This is a genomic window from Paenibacillus sp. V4I9, assembly GCF_030817295.1.
Classification (GTDB): domain Bacteria; phylum Bacillota; class Bacilli; order Paenibacillales; family NBRC-103111; genus Paenibacillus_E.
The window spans coordinates 6,721,140-6,736,757 of record NZ_JAUSZE010000001.1 but is presented as its reverse complement, the minus strand read 5'-3'; the positions used below and the strand labels follow the sequence as shown (position 1 = coordinate 6,736,757).

Genomic DNA, 15,618 nt, shown 5'->3' with positions numbered 1-15,618 from the left:
ACAGTGAACTCGAATGGAAGTTGGAATTGAGAAATAGGAAGTTGGAGATGAGATAGATGGAAGCCAAGTTTTGTATGACCTGCGGAGCCGCTATGGAGTCGCGCGATGTGGATGGCACGATAAGAAGAGCTTGTACGGAGTGCAGCTTTGTTCATTGGGGTAATTATAGCATCGGTGTAGGCGCACTCGTGATGAAGGATGAGAAGATGCTGCTTGTACGCAGGGCTCAGGAGCCAGGGAAAGGCCGATGGACCAACCCGGGCGGTTATATTGAGCAGCATGAGCTGATCCAAGATACGATTGAGCGCGAAGTGATGGAGGAAAGCGGAGTTAAAGCGGTTGTAACCCGCCTTGTAGCCGTGCGTGATTTGCCTAGAAGCATACATAATGTATACATTGCTTTTGAAATGGATTACATAAGCGGTGAGCCTCAGCCAGACGGCGTGGAGGTCGATGCAGCAGGGTTTTATAGTTTGGCCGAGATGGAATCGATGAATGTGGCAGATTTTACACGCTGGCTCATTGATGTTGCCCTGCATTCCGAAACGACCGGACTAGTTGAAGATAAAGATCCAATCATCAAAATGGATGGATACGGATTGTACCGTGCACCTAAAATATGACCAAGGCGATCCAGCTTCGGGGACATCACTTAATTTGTCTGCTAGGATACAGAGGAATGGGTTATTCGAAAGAGTTTTGCGAAAATATGACGAACGTCTACGAGGAATTGCGTCAAAAGCCCGAAACGATGATCCGCATTGTTCTTGGACCTGATGATCTTTGCGCAGCTTTCCCGAAGGATCAAGAAGCGCATTGTGAAAATAGGACGGTCTATCAGCGCGATGCAGAAATCGTCACCAAGCTTGGCTTGCAAGTGGAGATGGAGCTAAGCTGGTCGGAAATTTGTGGGCAAGTGGCTGATCGTGTGAGACCGGACGACATTGGTCACCTATGTGCCACATGCCGTTGGGAGCCTTACGGTGTTTGTGCGGAAGGTGTACGATTGATCGGGGAGGGTGGCGACTTGCCGCCCGTCATTACCAAATAAGAGGGCTTGCGTGTAGACGCAGCCCTCTTATTTTTATACAAAAACACTTACATCCGAGCCGCTTTCCAGCTTCTCCGCAGGAGAAGACAATACATTTGCAACCATGAGCAAATCATCTACAGGTCGAAGGATGGATCTGAGGAGTCTGCTGTCTTTCATCTCTGGCTGCAGCCACATCTCGCCCTGATCTTGGTCGAGTATCGCAGGCATTCTGCGTTGATAAGGAGAGACGAGTGAGTTCGCTTCTGTCATCAGCATCATACACGTACGAAGCTCCTCTTCACCAGATGGAGCCCGCCAGACATCATACAGTCCCGCGATGCCAAAGGTGCCGCTGCGCATTTTGAACTTAATCCACTCTGTCTCTTTTCCCTCTGTCACGCTAATATAAAATCCACTGCAAGGAATAATACAGCGCTGCTTTCTGACGATACGCTCGAAGACTACATTGGTGAAGATTGAATCGCGGTCCCCGCATACGGCATCTTTTGCCCAGAACGGCATCAGACCCCAACGGAATTCATCAAGGATGCGCTCTCCCTTTTTGTTCATCATCACAGCGGAAACAGACTCTGTCGGCCGCACCTCATAACGATTGGAGCTATACGATAGCAGCCGATCAATGCGGAATTGTTTAACCAGTTCGTTGACATCAGCAAGAATAGATATGGAATGACACATTTTTTTTACCACCTCATTTTGGTTTTGGCTATTATTTGCCTAATTAACCAAATACATGTATGAGGCCTATCTTTTTATTAACCTGTATTAACCCTGCTTCCTCACCTTACACAATCAACAGCTTCTGCATCGTTTCGGAAGAGGCGACTCATTTCATGAGGGTTTTCGTTTGGTAAGTAATGACATGGTAATCGGCAGCCAAAAAAAGCTAGAAGCTTTAGGGCTCCTAGCTGAAATAACCTATTCGGAAATATGCGAATGAATGCGATTTTTCCCATTTCTCTTGGCGGTATACAAACATTCATCAACAAGCTGGAACCAGGCTTTTTTCATCGTATTGCGATTATAGCTAGCGAGTCCGATACTCATCGTTAACGGTTGATCCGGCATCTCAGGAATTTCGGTATTCCGGATGACATCCATTAATTTTTCGCAAATATGTAAAACTTCCTCGTGTGATTTGCCTGCAAACAGAACGGCGAATTCCTCACCACCATATCGAAAAGACATATCGTCAGGGCCGAGCACGTCTTTCAGAATGGAGCCAATCGTTTTGAGAACCATGTCACCGACCCAATGCCCGTAGGTATCATTAATCCTTTTGAAATTATCGATATCGATAAGAGCAAGCTCAAGCGGTGTATCATGGGGCATATGTGAAATCAGATGATCGGTATGTTCTTGAAATGAACGATGATTAAACAGCTCGGTGAGCGCATCCACTTTGGAGAGTCGATCAATCATCACATTTCGAATAAGGAGATCCTGTTCGCGGACGACCGAATCTTTTAACTCTGTAATGAGAACGAGCCCTTTATTCATGATTGCAAAGCACACAAGCGCGGTTAAGGTGATGACTGTAATGGATACGATCACATCAGAGGGCGTTAGGGCATACCTTTGATATACCTGGCAAACTAGTATTGAAATTAAATATATAATCCCTAAACTATAAGCGTAAATAATATATTTCTTTTGGAAATAGGTAGAGGCTAAAATAATAGGGATACTAATTAATTCGTAGCTGCTCATCAGCTCGGGAATACAGATAATAAAGATACTAACCATGGTCATGGTCCATGTAATCATGATAAAATCGCTGTATCGTTTCAGAAAGTGAATAGCCAAATAACCGGCTCCCATTAAGATGAGCTGTAGACAAGTCGTAATGATTTGAACATGCAGGAACCTGTTAAACCATTGCGGAGGCTGATCATACAAATTAAAGAAGAATCCAAGGATAGCAACTACTCCATAGATGAATAGGATCCACCATAAAATATGTATAAGTTTTCGATTCCATATATGATCATTAGCCGGAAGTTGTTCCATGTAGAGGAGGCCACTTTCCTTTCGGGTTGGCAATTATTGGAAAAACATTTTGTGCCTTATCAAATCATTGTAAAGAATAACACCCCTTTTAGGCAAGCTGTTTACGAAGGGGAGGGTTGTATTTTTTTGTAAATATAGATCAGGGTTATCAGGAGGGGCTATGACAGCTCAAGGTTACGTACATGCATGGGAACATTATAAGGATGAGCTTACCTTGTTGGATAAAAAGCTTGAGCTTTTATATAAGCGTCGTCAAAAGCTAACGCCCGATCCGCAAACGGATTCGTTTCGCGGGATGTTCGTGTCCGAAGATGAGTTCATCCGTCTCATAGGCGGGGAAAATGAAGATGAGGAGCTTGACGGGGAAGAACTCGGGCTCTTGGCTAGTATTCGGAATTCGGAGGCGTTCATTGCCCTGCGACGTGAAGAAAGCCGCAAGGCAGGTGTGTTCTTGCCTCTGTCGTATGTATCTTCTGTGTTTGGGTTGTCCCTCGTAGAAGAGCGGTTCGTTATGCTAGGGCTCGCGGTAGAACTGGATCGCAAATATGAACGCATCTTCGGCTTTCTGCAAGATGATCTAACCAGCAAAACGCCTAATATTAGTCTGGCGCTGCAAATTGCTTGCAGCAGCCCTGAGGATATGCGGGCAGCACGGACGACATTCATGGCGCCTGAGGGTAAACTGGCGCGCTATGCGCTTCACCGCGAAGCGCAGGAAATTAGCGGCCAGACGTTATTGTCTAGGCCGCTGCTTCTCGATAAGCGAATCATCTCATTCATGCTGGATTCCGGTGAAATGGACCCGAAGCTGAAGCCGGCAGTCCGGATGGTTTACCCAGATGACGAGCTGGCCCCTCTGCTCGTCCATGAGGATTTTCAGCAGCGGCTGCGGGGCTTCATCCAAGCTGCGTTCCAGGCTCCGACGGCTGAGCGCAAACGGCTCGCCTTCCACTTGTGGGGGAATGCGGGCGCAGGCAAGAAGCTGCAGGTGGAGCACCTCAGCAGCCATTTCAATAAGCCGCTGCTGCTTGTTGATCTTGCTGATGTGCTTCTGCACGCAGCGAGTTTTGAAGAGCAGCTGAGCGCGATTGTTCGTGAAGCGATCCTGCACCAAGCCGTGCTGTGCTTTACACGGCTGGAGGCGCTCTATCCGGAGGAGCCGGATCTTGCGGCGCAGCGGCGACTCGGGTGGTTTCACGAGCTGCTGGAAGGCTACGGCGGCATGGTGTTTCTGCTGGCCGGGCGGTTCAACCGGCTAACGTGGAAGCCCAAGGAGCGGCTGCTCCTTGAGCACGAACTGCATGTGCCGGACGAAGGCGGGCGTGAGCGCCTTTGGGCGGCATTCGCGCGCGAGCTCAGCGTGAGCGCGGACGTGGACTGGCGGGTGATGAGCGGGAAATTCCGCTTCACCCCAGGGCAAATTCGCCGCGCGCTGACGCTGGCGCGCGGGTACTCCGCCTGGCAGCGTGAGACGCAGGCTGCTGTGGAGGGTTTCGGCGACGTGGCTGCGTCGAATACGCTGCGGGCCGATGCGCTCTACAAGGCGTGCTACCAGCAGGTGCAGCACAAGCTCGAGCGCAAGGCGACGCGCATTGAGCCTCGCTATGGGTGGGGGGATGTGATCCTCCCGCCTGAGCAGAAGGATCAGCTCCGCAATGCGTGCAATCAAGTGAAATACCGTGGCGTTGTCTACGGCGACTGGGGGTTCGAGAAGAAGCTGGCCTACGGCAAGGGGCTAAGTATGCTGTTTGCCGGTCCACCGGGTACGGGGAAGACGATGTCTGCACAGGTTGTCGCCGGTGAGCTTCAGCTGGAGCTATACAAGGTCGACCTCTCGCAGGTGATCAGCAAATATATTGGCGAGACCGAGAAGAATTTGCACGAAATCTTCGAGGAAGCGCAGCTCAGCAATGCGGTATTGTTCTTCGACGAAACCGATGCGCTATTCGGAAAGCGTTCGGAAGTCAAAGATTCGCATGATAAATATGCGAACATCGAAACCGCCTACCTGCTTCAGAAGATGGAGGAGTATCAAGGAATCACGGTGCTGGCAACGAATCTATTAAATAATATTGATGAAGCCTTCCTCAGGCGAATCAATTACGTCATTAAATTTCCGTTTCCGGATAGTGAATATCGTGAAAAGATTTGGCATTCCATGTTTCCATCTGCCGCCCCGCTTAGCGGTGATGTCGATTTCAAATATTTAGCTCAGCGCTATGAGATCGCCGGGGGGAATATCAAGAACGTCGTCCTTTCTTCGGCATTCCTAGCTGCTGAGGCTGGCGAACCCATCCGGATGCAGCATATTATCAAGTCGATTCGGCATGAGCTGCAGAAATCAGGTAAAATCCTTGCCCGCCAGGAGTGGGAAGAGTACTAATAATAGCTCCGAGAGACATATCGGAATTCATTGGACCGGATAGCCCGATCCCCCGAGTGCATCTTTCCTGTCTGGCACTGCATAACGATGATAAACATCGTTATGTATCCCTATTTATCAATGAAGCCCTCGCTAATGATGAAAAGCATCCTTAAGGTGAGAGCTTTTGAGTTTTGGCGCGAATTTTTTTGTCTGAAATGATGAAAAACACCGTTATAGCGACTAGTCTCTCACTATTCTCAAACTTAACGATGATAAACATCGTAAACGCTCAGCACAAGCTAGCCACCCAAATTGTTGACCAGCAGAATTATAAATAAATAATTTTTATCCCTATAGTCATCCTAGTAAATTGCAATTATAATAGAAAAAGATACACAATATGACATAATCCTTACCATCTTCATTACATTACATAGGTATTTTGAGGCAGGAAGTGACTCCTATTGGCGATTATTCTGTAATTGCAGATGTAAGCGCATCTTTAATCAAGCTTCTCAGAGAAAATATGACACCTGATCCCATTCCTCAACCAGAGATGATTGGGCTTGCTTCGCCTGTCGATAAAGGGGATTTCTACTTATCTCTTTATTTGTACAGCGTCCGCGAAAGCGGCGATAATCGTCGTACCCACATGATTGCCAGAGGGACGAATGAAATTCAGTATCCGCCTATGGTTGTAGATCTTAGCTACATGCTGACGGTACAATCACCAGCAGAGCTGCAATCCAGAGCGCTGGATGAGCATAGGATACTAGGAAGAGCGATGCAAGTGCTCTACGATCATTCTATACTTCGAGGTTCTATGACCCTCGGAACTCTAGCAGAGCAAGATGAAGAAGTGCGCATTGTCATGGAGCCTCTTAAAGGAGAAAGCATCCTGAATATGTGGAACTTTGCTGATACCCCTTACAGACTCTCTGTTAGCTATTCAGTTGGGCCAATAAATATCGATTCAACCCGCATCAAGACAACCAAAAGAGTTTCGGAAACCGATTTTCGTATACAGGGTTAGGGGGCTTAGGTTGTGGATCACATTCGCGTATCGCAATTGAAAACCCGCGTATCTTTGGTTGTATGCGTCATCGATGCAATTACCTCACAAACTCCTCTTGGCAACACGACCACTGTTTATCTGGAAGGCACCCGTTCGAAAGCAATTCGTAAATCGAATGGTTCCTATATATTCAACGATTTACCGCCCGGTGATTACCGTCTTATAGTAAGCAACGAGCACTATTTTCAGGAACAAACTCTCATCACAGTAGGAACCGGTAATTTTATAGAGGTTGTTCAGTTAAAGCCGCTGCCTTCTTATCCTTTTTCGCAAGGAACAGGACTTATCCGAGTCATGCTGCAGGATGCAGCCGGAGCTCCTTTGAGGGATGCCCAGCTGCAAGCGATGATACTATCGGAAGAGTGTGCCCGCGCTCGAATTATGGCAGATCAAGCCGACAAGGGAGCACTTGAAGTAACACTGGGTTCGTTTACAGGTGTTATCGCAGTTGGAGATTCTTACTTGCTTCGAGGACGCGGATCTAAAGCTGCCGAAGAGCAAATTCGAATTGTTGAGGTATTGGAGCATCAAAAGCGTTTTCGTCTAGAGAAAAAGCTGACTAAAGTATTCACTCGTGGTGCACTGCTGCTGCCCATCCAAGAAAGCCGAGTTACAGAAAAAGGAGAGGCTGTTGTAGCTTTTCGTGGCAATCGGATTCCGTCCTTTCAGACAGAGTTGGCTATTACATACGGCGAAGATCGGCGGCATATTATGAAGGAAGTAATAGTAGCAGAAGGAACAACGACGAACCTTGGCATCATTCGGCTCACTTAACCCTAATTAGTAGAATGGACACGTCCATCTTCTATACAAAAATGACAAGCAGAAAGGAGAGAACTGGTTTCATGTCTGTGGCCGTATTGATTTGCAAGAAGTGCCATCTGACTGAACTGGGGAACAATGGCTGACTATTTATCACCTGGAGTCTATGTGGAAGAGTTTGACAGCGGGGCGCAACCGCTTGAAGGTGCAAGCACAAGTACGGCCGGGTTTATAGGGCTTGCGCAAAGAGGGGAAATTGAAGGTGTCCCTCAACTGGTTACGAGCGTAGCTGATTTCCATCGTTTATTCGGCAGCTACTTGTCCGAGAATGAATTCGGTGAGTATCGTTTCCTTTCTTATGCGGTTGAGCATTTCTATTTAAACGGAGGTTCTCGCTGTTATGTCATGCGTGTAGCGCCAACTGACGCTAAGGTAGCAACGAACAAAGCGGCAACGAACAAAGAATCTGCGATTCTGGAGATTGCTTCCAAGAACCCAGGGACATGGGGTAACCAAGTTCGTATCGTGGTTGTTCCGTCAAGTAAAGCTAAGACGCAAATCTATGAAGTGCTGAGCGAGACCCAATATCGCGTGAAAAATAATGCTGGTTTCAATGTCGGCGATGTTGTTGCCTTCGAAGCCGCTGGCCAGAAGCAGTACAACAAAGTCGTTTCTTCCCAAGACAACATTATTGAGCTTGCTGAAGCGCTTGATGGGGATGTTGTGGATAGCGGTCTGCTTCCATCCAAAGTGTTAACAACTAGCGAATTCACGTTGCATGTATTCTACGGCGATGAAGCAGAGACTTATGAGAAAGTGTCCCTAAATATCTCTGCAGCGAACCACATTGAGAAAATTGTTTCCCGTTCGAACATCATTACGGTGAAAGATTTGACAGATGGTAAGGATCTGGGTGCTGTTGCTCCGTTCGAAGTGCTCTCAGGTGAGAGTGAAACGGTTGGCAAATTCCAAATCGCATTGTCTGGCGGAAGCAACGGTTCAATCGCGCAAGTGACTCCTGATATCTTCATGGGTGTAGACCGTGGACCTGGTAAACGTACAGGTATCCAGTCTTTCATCGACAACGATGTTGTTAGCATCATCGCGATTCCGGGCGTAACTGAGCCTACGGTTCAATTATCTCTTGTAGCACATTGCGAAAACTTGGGCAGCCGTTTTGCCGTTCTTGATATTCCACGAGAGAAAACAAAAGTAGCCGATGTAATGACGCACCGTAACATCTTTGACAGCAGTTACGCAGCGATGTACAATCCGTGGCTTCAAGTGTTCGATCCATTAGACAAAAGAAATATATACATACCGCCATCTGGCTCTGTTATTGGTATCTACTCCCGTTCCGACCAAACGCGTGGCGTTCAAAAAGCGCCTGCTAATGAAGTCGTTCGTGGCGCAGTGGGTCTTGATTGCCAATATAACAAAGGCGAGCAAGATATCCTGAACCCACAAGGCGTCAACTTGATTCGTGCTTTTGCCGGACAAGGTATTCGTGTATGGGGTGCTCGTACAACGTCGTCGAACGGTTTATGGAAATATGTGAACGTGAGACGTTTGTTCATCTTCATTGAAGAGTCCATCAAGAATGGCACGAACTGGGTCGTATTCGAACCGAATGATGAACAGCTTTGGGCTCGTGTACAACGAACCATTGATGCGTTCTTAACTCGTGTCTGGAGAGACGGTGCCTTAATGGGCGGAAGTCCTTCCGAAGCGTTCTATATCAATATCGGACGCAGCACAATGACGCAGGATGACATCGACAACGGTCGACTTATCTGTGTGATCGGGGTAGCTCCGGTCAAACCTGCCGAGTTCGTCATCTTCCGTATTACTCAGAAAACAAGAGAAGAATAGTCGAAACGTTAGATATTTCTCATATTAGGAAAGGGGTATTATATGGCTGGCGAACGTAGGGATCCATACCGCAATTTTAGATTTAGAATTGAAGTAGAAGGTATTCAGCAAGCTGGTTTCAGCGAAATCTCTGGATTTGACGCATCCCTGTCGGTAATTGAATACCGCGAAGGAAACGAAACCATTACGCCTCGGAAGCTTCCGGGACTTGCGAAATATGGCAACATCTCACTAAAGTGGGGTGTTACTGACTCCATGGACATGTATAACTGGATGTCGGAGTCGATTCAGGGGAAAGTTTCCCGCAAAACGGTCACGATCATCGCAATCAACGAAGAAGGCGCAGACGTAGCGACTTGGCAGGTTATTGAAGCATGGCCGTCCAAGTACTCTGCTCCAAGCTTCAAAGGTACAGGCAATGAAATTGCCATTGAGAGCCTAGAGCTTGCCCACGAAGGCATGACACGCACGAAGTAATGCAGCACTAGAGTAGGCGCCGGAGCACGAAGTCTCCGGTTCCTAACTCTTCTTTTTTTCAGGCGCTAAGCTAGTTTGCTTACGCAGTAAGTTTTCTTTGATAATGCTAAGGGGGTAACATCATGGCTTTCAAAACGGAATATGAATTCGAGCTGCCTAGAGGATATGTGGATGACAACGGTACGCTGCACAAGAGAGGCGTTATGCGGTTAGCAACAGCTGCGGATGAAATCCTACCCATGCGTGACCAACGCGTCCAGCAAAATCCGGGCTATTTAACGATCATCTTACTTACTCGTGTGATTACCAACCTAGGTGATCTGCGTGCGATTGATACACGTGTGGTTGAGAAGTTCTTCACGGCCGATCTAGCCTTCTTGCAAAACTTTTATCGTCAAATTAATGAAATGGAAGTGCCGAGAGTACACACTAGCTGTCCGAAATGTGAGCATGAGTTTGATGTGGATGTGTCTTTTTTGGACGAGATGGCGGGGGCATAACGGGTTATCCCATTGACAAGATCTATGAGGAAGCGGGCTTTATTGCTTACTACTTTCATTGGACACATGATGAAATCATGTCAATGGAGCACCGGGAGCGCCGAACGTGGTGTGAGGAAATATCCCGCATCAACCGCAATCTGAACGACGATGGTAAAAAGCAGCCTGACAATCCGTTTGATGTGTTCGGTAAGAGGTGAGTAACAAGTGAAACAGTCCAAATTGCATAACGTAGGTGGCGCATTCCGGTTCGAGGTAGAGCTGGACGGACTCATTGTCGGCGGTTTTTCTGAAGTAACTGGCATGAAGTCTGAAACGGAAGTTAAGCCCTTGTGGGAAGGCGGCGTGAACACGCACCCCCACTATATGATCGAACATACGAAGTATCCCAATATTGTGCTAAAAAGAGGCATCACCACTTCCAGCGAGCTCTGGGAATGGTACAATGGTGTCGCCCAAGGCAAAATAAAGCGTAAAAATGGCTCCATTATTTTACACAACCAGGCAGGCACGGAGATGTGCCGATGGAATTTTTTTAGTGCTTTTCCGGTGAAATGGAACGGACCTGATTTGAATGCCAGCAGCGGTAATGTAGCTATCGAGTCGATCGAGCTGGTGCATGCCGGTTTGAAAACTATTTTCAAAAAATAAGTGTGCTCAGTAAATGCTTACGATGCTAGTTTTGCTAAAGCAAAACTTTTAGGGGGATTGTTCATGAAATCTCGACAATCGCATAAACCCCGAGTGAAGAGAACCAAGGGCCTATTACAGATTTCTGCCGCAAGCAGTAGTTCTGCAGGACGTGCAGCCAGGCAGTCCAAACAGTTTGCATCCGGTATTATGGGTAAATACGGATTTTGGCGTAATAACTATTTAGGTCTATTAGCTCTAATTTTTAAACAAAAAGGAATTCTTACGGATAAGGAATTATCGGCCTTAACGGAGTCGAATGATCAGTCGTGGGTTATCCAGCTGCAACTGCAGCTTCAAAGCTTGCAGCATCCCGAATCAGCACCGCTTATTACGAAAAAGCAAACGATTCGTCAGTTACAGCAGCTGATTACGAATAGTGGATATAGGCTTGCTTCACAGACGACTGTTGATCATTTTTCAAGCCAACCGGATGTACAATCTTCTCACCAACAGATGCAAGTACTTGCTGACAAGCAGAGCAAGAAAAAAGGACGAAAAAGCAAAAAGAATGCGGACCTATCCGTAAATCAAATGAATCTTCAAGCTACCGCTGCTCATGAGATATTGGGTGAGAAGCAGGCGATGCCGCCAAAGAATTCAAATTCATTTAACTACGTTAACAAAGGGATATCACCGTTAATCCAGCGTTCTATTCGGCAAATTACCGCTTCAATTGGGATGCTTTCACATGCCCAAAGCAGTAACCCGAATCAACAATCGCAATCGGTGAATGGACCTCAACATACAAAAATACATACGCAGCGCTCAATCGTGCATAGAGCTGCACCTCTGGTTAATCATGTGCAGGTAGTTAAACATGTGGATGCTATTCGGCATACATCGCAATGGATAGAGGAGTTCCAAGAAGGGAAACCAAGCGCTGGTTTGCCTGATGCCAAGGCAGGTCATTCTGCTATTGCTCCTTCTGTGGTATCTACAACTGGGATGCAGCCTTCACTACTGCATGCAGCTAAGCTCTATTTAAATGGTGTGGCCCAAACACAAACGCTGCAAAGGGGAAAACAAAGCTTACAACCGCGGTATGTGAACTCATTGCCGAAGCTTGGTGAGGGGCCTTTTTCGAATGCGGAAGCACCTGCTTCTGTACATTTTATTAGAAGCTTACTTGTCAGAAATATGGCTAATGTCAATGATATGGAGGATGTTTCGCCAACTGCTCTATTGTCGCCGATAGGTGAGCCAAAGAGCGATGGGAAACTAAATCGCAAGGAAGAAGCTTCAACTGCTAGAGGTTTTCTGGCTGCTAGTCAGCAACCGTTAGCTATTAATGCAGCGCGGTTGACTTCAACTTTGCCTTTTGCTATGCATGCTTCCACATCAAGGGGAGCCCGGCAGAGTGTGCCACATGTTTGGCGTAAGCGGGAAGAGCAGCTAGAAGGATTAGGACAAGAACGACTAATAGATCAAGTGGTGCATCAAGTTGATGCTTTGGCTTTGGTGAGAAGGCAAGAGCAAGAGGAACTAGTAGAGCGAATTCGTGATCTAGAGCAGGAAAGAGTGCTAGAAAGATCGCAGGAGCGTGATCAGGGTAGCGAGCAAGTGCAAGATCGAGCGCAGGAACGATCACTGGAGCAAGATCAGGGTATAGAGCAATGGCAAGATAGAGTACAAGAACAAGTAGAAGAACTTGTACATATGCGAGAACAAGAACAGTTGCAAGAACGACTGCGAGGGCAAGAACAGGAAAAAATGCAAGAGTGGGATCACGCCCAAGATAATGAGCAGATTCAAGTGCAGAATCAGGTGCAAAATCGAGCTCAGAATCAAGTACAGAATCAAGTACAGGATCAGGTACCGAATCAAAATCGAAACCAGGATCAAGTACTGAATCAATTGTTGCAATATGAACATACACACCAACAAGTGCTGCTAGAGGCAATCTCTTCTGCCGGTCAAAAGCTTGAGATGGGAACTGGGCAGCAGCCGATTTCGGAAGCTAGCTCATATGAAAATTGGGAAACTCGTTCAAGCTCGCGTGAAGGTAACAAGAGGAATCGAGGCTCCTCCATGATGGAACGCCTCATCAAGTTAGTTACTAAGCAAGTGGCTGAGCAGGGTATTGAATCAACTCCATACAATGAGGCTGCTTTTCCTTCACAGATACATAGAAAACCTAATGTGATGGAAAATGGACTAGAATCTGTTGTGAAAATTCAAAGCAACGAGAAATTGCTAAAGCAGCTGGTCCAACGACAAAAACAAAGACAAAACTCTTCTAATGATTCATTTGTTGGGAGTATACATACAGTTTCAAAAAAAAAATTACAGGTGATTTATGATCATCTAGCAATGACTACTCACATTCCGCGGATTATGCGCAGGGAGAATATCATGCTAAGTAACGCTGATAATCCCCTAGCCATCACGAGATCAGCTGCGAATCCGAATGTGGAATTGAGAATGCAGTCACACTCTGAGTCAGTGCCACTACAACCAAATAGGAGTACAAGAGCAGCTGTAGAAGCTGATCTTGGTACTGATATTTATGTAAAAGCACAAGGGAAATCCGGGAGTGCACAACTATCTTCCAAGCCTAGTGCTATTAGAGTGACATACCAAAAAGGAAATCCCCGTGAGGGATACCTGGCCAGTCTTCAAGCCAGTTCTTTTTTACAGGATTCACAGCGTGTTCTCAGAGCTGCTTCGAAACCTGAAGAGCAAAATGAAACAAGCATGAAAATGGGTCGGAATTTCCCAGTAGCTGCAAGGTCAGTGATACTTAGGGACCAAACATCAGATGCACTGGGTGCTATGAAGCCGCTTGAGGGATATCGAGCTAGCTTGCAAGCCAGTATTCAGCTGCAAGAGGTTGGGCGTGTATTTCGTAAGGCGGCAGGAAACGAAGTGAATAGTGAGTTAATGAAGCAACAATATGCGTCACAAGTGGAAGAAAAATTAACTCCTGCTGTGGGAAGCATACGTTCAACTCCAACTTTGGGTTCTGAACTAGCTGCAAAAATGGCCGAATCCAGTGTCAAGAAAATAGGAACAAGCCTGAACTTGGCGGCAGAAGCTAAAAGGAAAGCTGATTCAGAGAATCGACTTGATGGTTTTCAAACTAGCCTACAAGCTAGAGCAGGATCACTTAAGCAGGAGACTCGGCGGATTTTTCGTACTCCTGTTGAGTCAGAAGGCTCGAGACAGTCGGAAAAGGGCAGACAACAACGTGCAAGGGCGAACGAAGACAGATTAGGGACTAAGCCGCACAGTGTCCTCCCCTCCTCCCAAAGTTTAGCTTCTGAGATAGCTACAAAAGTAGTTGAAAACAGTTTGAAGAAGATTGGTCCCAGTCTTACAGTGAATGCAGGTCAAATAGGCTTACAGCGCAGCTTCTCCCATAATACTGAGCTATCAGAGCCAGCTTCCGTTCGGGCCATTTGGAGGCAAGCTGAAAAAAGGCCGATAGGTGAGACTGGAACGACTATAGAGGCAGTAATGGGAACCATCCGAGAAAGAGCTAATGAAAAGGTTGGTAACAAAGCTAGCAAAAAAGTTAGTAATGACAGTACAAGTAGTGATAGTGCAAGTAATGAAGAAGCAAGCCATACCTCATTGGAACTTGTTAGAGGAACTATAAGCCGGACACCTGTGGACATGGTAAGAAGAACGGGCAGGCCGACGGGAATCGATCGAGTAAGAGAACAACAAGCTGCGATACAAAGAAAGATCGATACCGAGGTAGCGACGACAATTCGACCAGAGATTGGCGGGGCTAGACAATCGATGACTCAAACTGGGACGGGGGAAGCAATGACCCGACAAGTGAAGAGTCGAACAAGCTCAGGAGAAGCCGGGCGAACAGCGGATATTCACACAGGTGCAAGAAAAACCAGTCAAAGGTTGGATTATCGAGCAGCAGGCGAAGGGGTTGCTGGGCAAACGACGAGTCAGACCGGCCGAGCCGTTTGGCGCAGGGCGCAAGTCGAGCATGTTCAGAGACAAGTCATTGTCGATGACAGCGAGCGCGAGCTGCAGGCAGGGAATGGTTCGGAGAATCGAGTGGAAGCCGGAGGCTTGCAGTCAGATTCAGCGGAACGAACCATTCGGGCTAGAGTGAGCGCGCTGGAAGAGGAGCGCGCTCAAGGGTTTGAGGCTGCTGCCGCTTCGCGGGCAGCAGGGAGTGTCGGCGGCGCGCGTGCTGCGCTCGCGCCGACGGCTCGCCAGCCCGTGAGCATGACACCGCGTGTCATGCCGCTGCTGGCGAGCAGCGCAGGAGCGCTTCGCGCTGCTCCTGCGGGTCTCACCCAGGCGGCTGCCATCGGCAGCGCCGCCTGGGCAACTACAGCTGGCGCTCAGCGCAGCGCCAGCATGACCCACAGCAGCAGCGTAAGCTTGGCTGCTGCAGCAATCAAGCCGCTGCCCACGCAGGTGCAGCGGCAAACACTAGCCGGCGGCGTGCCGAACGCCGGCCAACCAAACCAAGGCGCGCCGCTGTTCAGCGGCACGCCAAGCGCGAGGCAAGATTACTTAGCCTCGCAACAACTTCAACCCACGCTGGAGCACAAGCAAGCTCCAGCCGTAGAGATCAGCAGCGCGCTAGCCGAATCGCCGCTGGAGATGGACTGGCTGCGCACCAAAGCAAGCGCAGATGAAGCCTCAACCCCAGAAGCGCCGGTTCATCAGGCGGCGCCGGAGCTAAGTGCGGAGCAGCTGCAGGAGCTGATGAAACAGCTCCCGCAGCTGGACATAGCCAAAATCGCGGACAAAGTTTACCGCGAAATTGAGAAAAAGATGAAGTTCGAGCGGCAGCGTCGAGGCATCTAATTATTTCCATCGTGAATCGTTAATA

The 15,618-nt window shown here is 47.8% G+C and carries 13 protein-coding genes; 11 read left to right on the top strand and 2 right to left on the bottom strand.

Annotated elements, in window-relative coordinates:
• Positions 1-56: 56 nt before the first annotated feature.
• Positions 57-623: an NUDIX domain-containing protein gene (locus QFZ81_RS30900; protein WP_307438292.1), complete on the top strand. Its 567-nt coding sequence runs from the start codon at positions 57-59 to the stop codon at positions 621-623.
• 56 nt (positions 624-679) lie between these two features.
• Positions 680-1,051, top strand: a complete 372-nt coding sequence (locus tag QFZ81_RS30895) for a DUF1284 domain-containing protein (protein WP_307438293.1) — start codon at positions 680-682, stop codon at positions 1,049-1,051.
• A 33-nt stretch (positions 1,052-1,084) separates the two neighbouring features.
• On the opposite strand, the gene QFZ81_RS30890 is transcribed toward QFZ81_RS30895, so the two are convergent.
• Both QFZ81_RS30890 and QFZ81_RS30885 read right to left on the bottom strand, forming a co-directional pair.
• Positions 1,085-1,732 carry an SOS response-associated peptidase gene (locus QFZ81_RS30890; protein ID WP_307438295.1) on the bottom strand — a complete coding sequence of 216 codons (648 nt, stop codon included), beginning with the start codon at positions 1,730-1,732 and terminating at the stop codon, positions 1,085-1,087.
• 240 nt (positions 1,733-1,972) lie between these two features.
• The gene (locus QFZ81_RS30885; RefSeq protein WP_307605734.1) at positions 1,973-3,064 is read right to left on the bottom strand and encodes a GGDEF domain-containing protein; all 1,092 of its coding nucleotides are present in this window, start codon (positions 3,062-3,064) and stop codon (positions 1,973-1,975) included.
• A gap of 160 nt (positions 3,065-3,224) precedes the next feature.
• Between QFZ81_RS30885 and QFZ81_RS30880 the strand changes: the two genes are divergently transcribed.
• The 9 genes from QFZ81_RS30880 (at position 3,225) to QFZ81_RS30840 (ending at position 15,593) form a co-directional block, all read left to right on the top strand.
• Positions 3,225-5,447 (top strand): ATP-binding protein, encoded by a 2,223-nt coding sequence (locus QFZ81_RS30880; protein WP_307605733.1) that lies wholly within the window; start codon positions 3,225-3,227, stop codon positions 5,445-5,447.
• Between the two features lie 436 nt (positions 5,448-5,883).
• The gene (locus QFZ81_RS30875) at positions 5,884-6,462 is read left to right on the top strand and encodes a Pvc16 family protein (RefSeq protein WP_307438300.1); all 579 of its coding nucleotides are present in this window, start codon (positions 5,884-5,886) and stop codon (positions 6,460-6,462) included.
• Between the two features lie 12 nt (positions 6,463-6,474).
• The gene (locus QFZ81_RS30870) at positions 6,475-7,278 is read left to right on the top strand and encodes a peptidase associated/transthyretin-like domain-containing protein (protein ID WP_307605732.1); all 804 of its coding nucleotides are present in this window, start codon (positions 6,475-6,477) and stop codon (positions 7,276-7,278) included.
• Positions 7,279-7,404: 126 nt separating this feature from the next.
• Positions 7,405-9,138: a phage tail sheath family protein gene (locus QFZ81_RS30865; RefSeq protein WP_171694288.1), complete on the top strand. Its 1,734-nt coding sequence runs from the start codon at positions 7,405-7,407 to the stop codon at positions 9,136-9,138.
• Positions 9,139-9,180: 42 nt separating this feature from the next.
• Positions 9,181-9,615 (top strand): phage tail protein, encoded by a 435-nt coding sequence (locus QFZ81_RS30860; protein ID WP_057304094.1) that lies wholly within the window; start codon positions 9,181-9,183, stop codon positions 9,613-9,615.
• A 122-nt stretch (positions 9,616-9,737) separates the two neighbouring features.
• Positions 9,738-10,115, top strand: coding sequence for a hypothetical protein (locus tag QFZ81_RS30855; RefSeq protein WP_057304095.1), 378 nt, complete (start codon positions 9,738-9,740; stop codon positions 10,113-10,115).
• Positions 10,112-10,315: a DUF6760 family protein gene (locus QFZ81_RS30850; protein ID WP_079410461.1), complete on the top strand. Its 204-nt coding sequence runs from the start codon at positions 10,112-10,114 to the stop codon at positions 10,313-10,315. Before QFZ81_RS30855 ends, QFZ81_RS30850 begins: the two co-directional genes overlap by 4 nt.
• A 7-nt stretch (positions 10,316-10,322) precedes the next feature.
• Complete coding sequence (locus tag QFZ81_RS30845; protein ID WP_307438307.1) at positions 10,323-10,766, top strand: phage tail protein; 444 nt, start codon at positions 10,323-10,325, stop codon at positions 10,764-10,766.
• A 63-nt stretch (positions 10,767-10,829) separates the two neighbouring features.
• The gene (locus tag QFZ81_RS30840; RefSeq protein ID WP_307438309.1) at positions 10,830-15,593 is read left to right on the top strand and encodes a hypothetical protein; all 4,764 of its coding nucleotides are present in this window, start codon (positions 10,830-10,832) and stop codon (positions 15,591-15,593) included.
• The last annotated feature ends 25 nt before the right edge of the window (positions 15,594-15,618 follow it).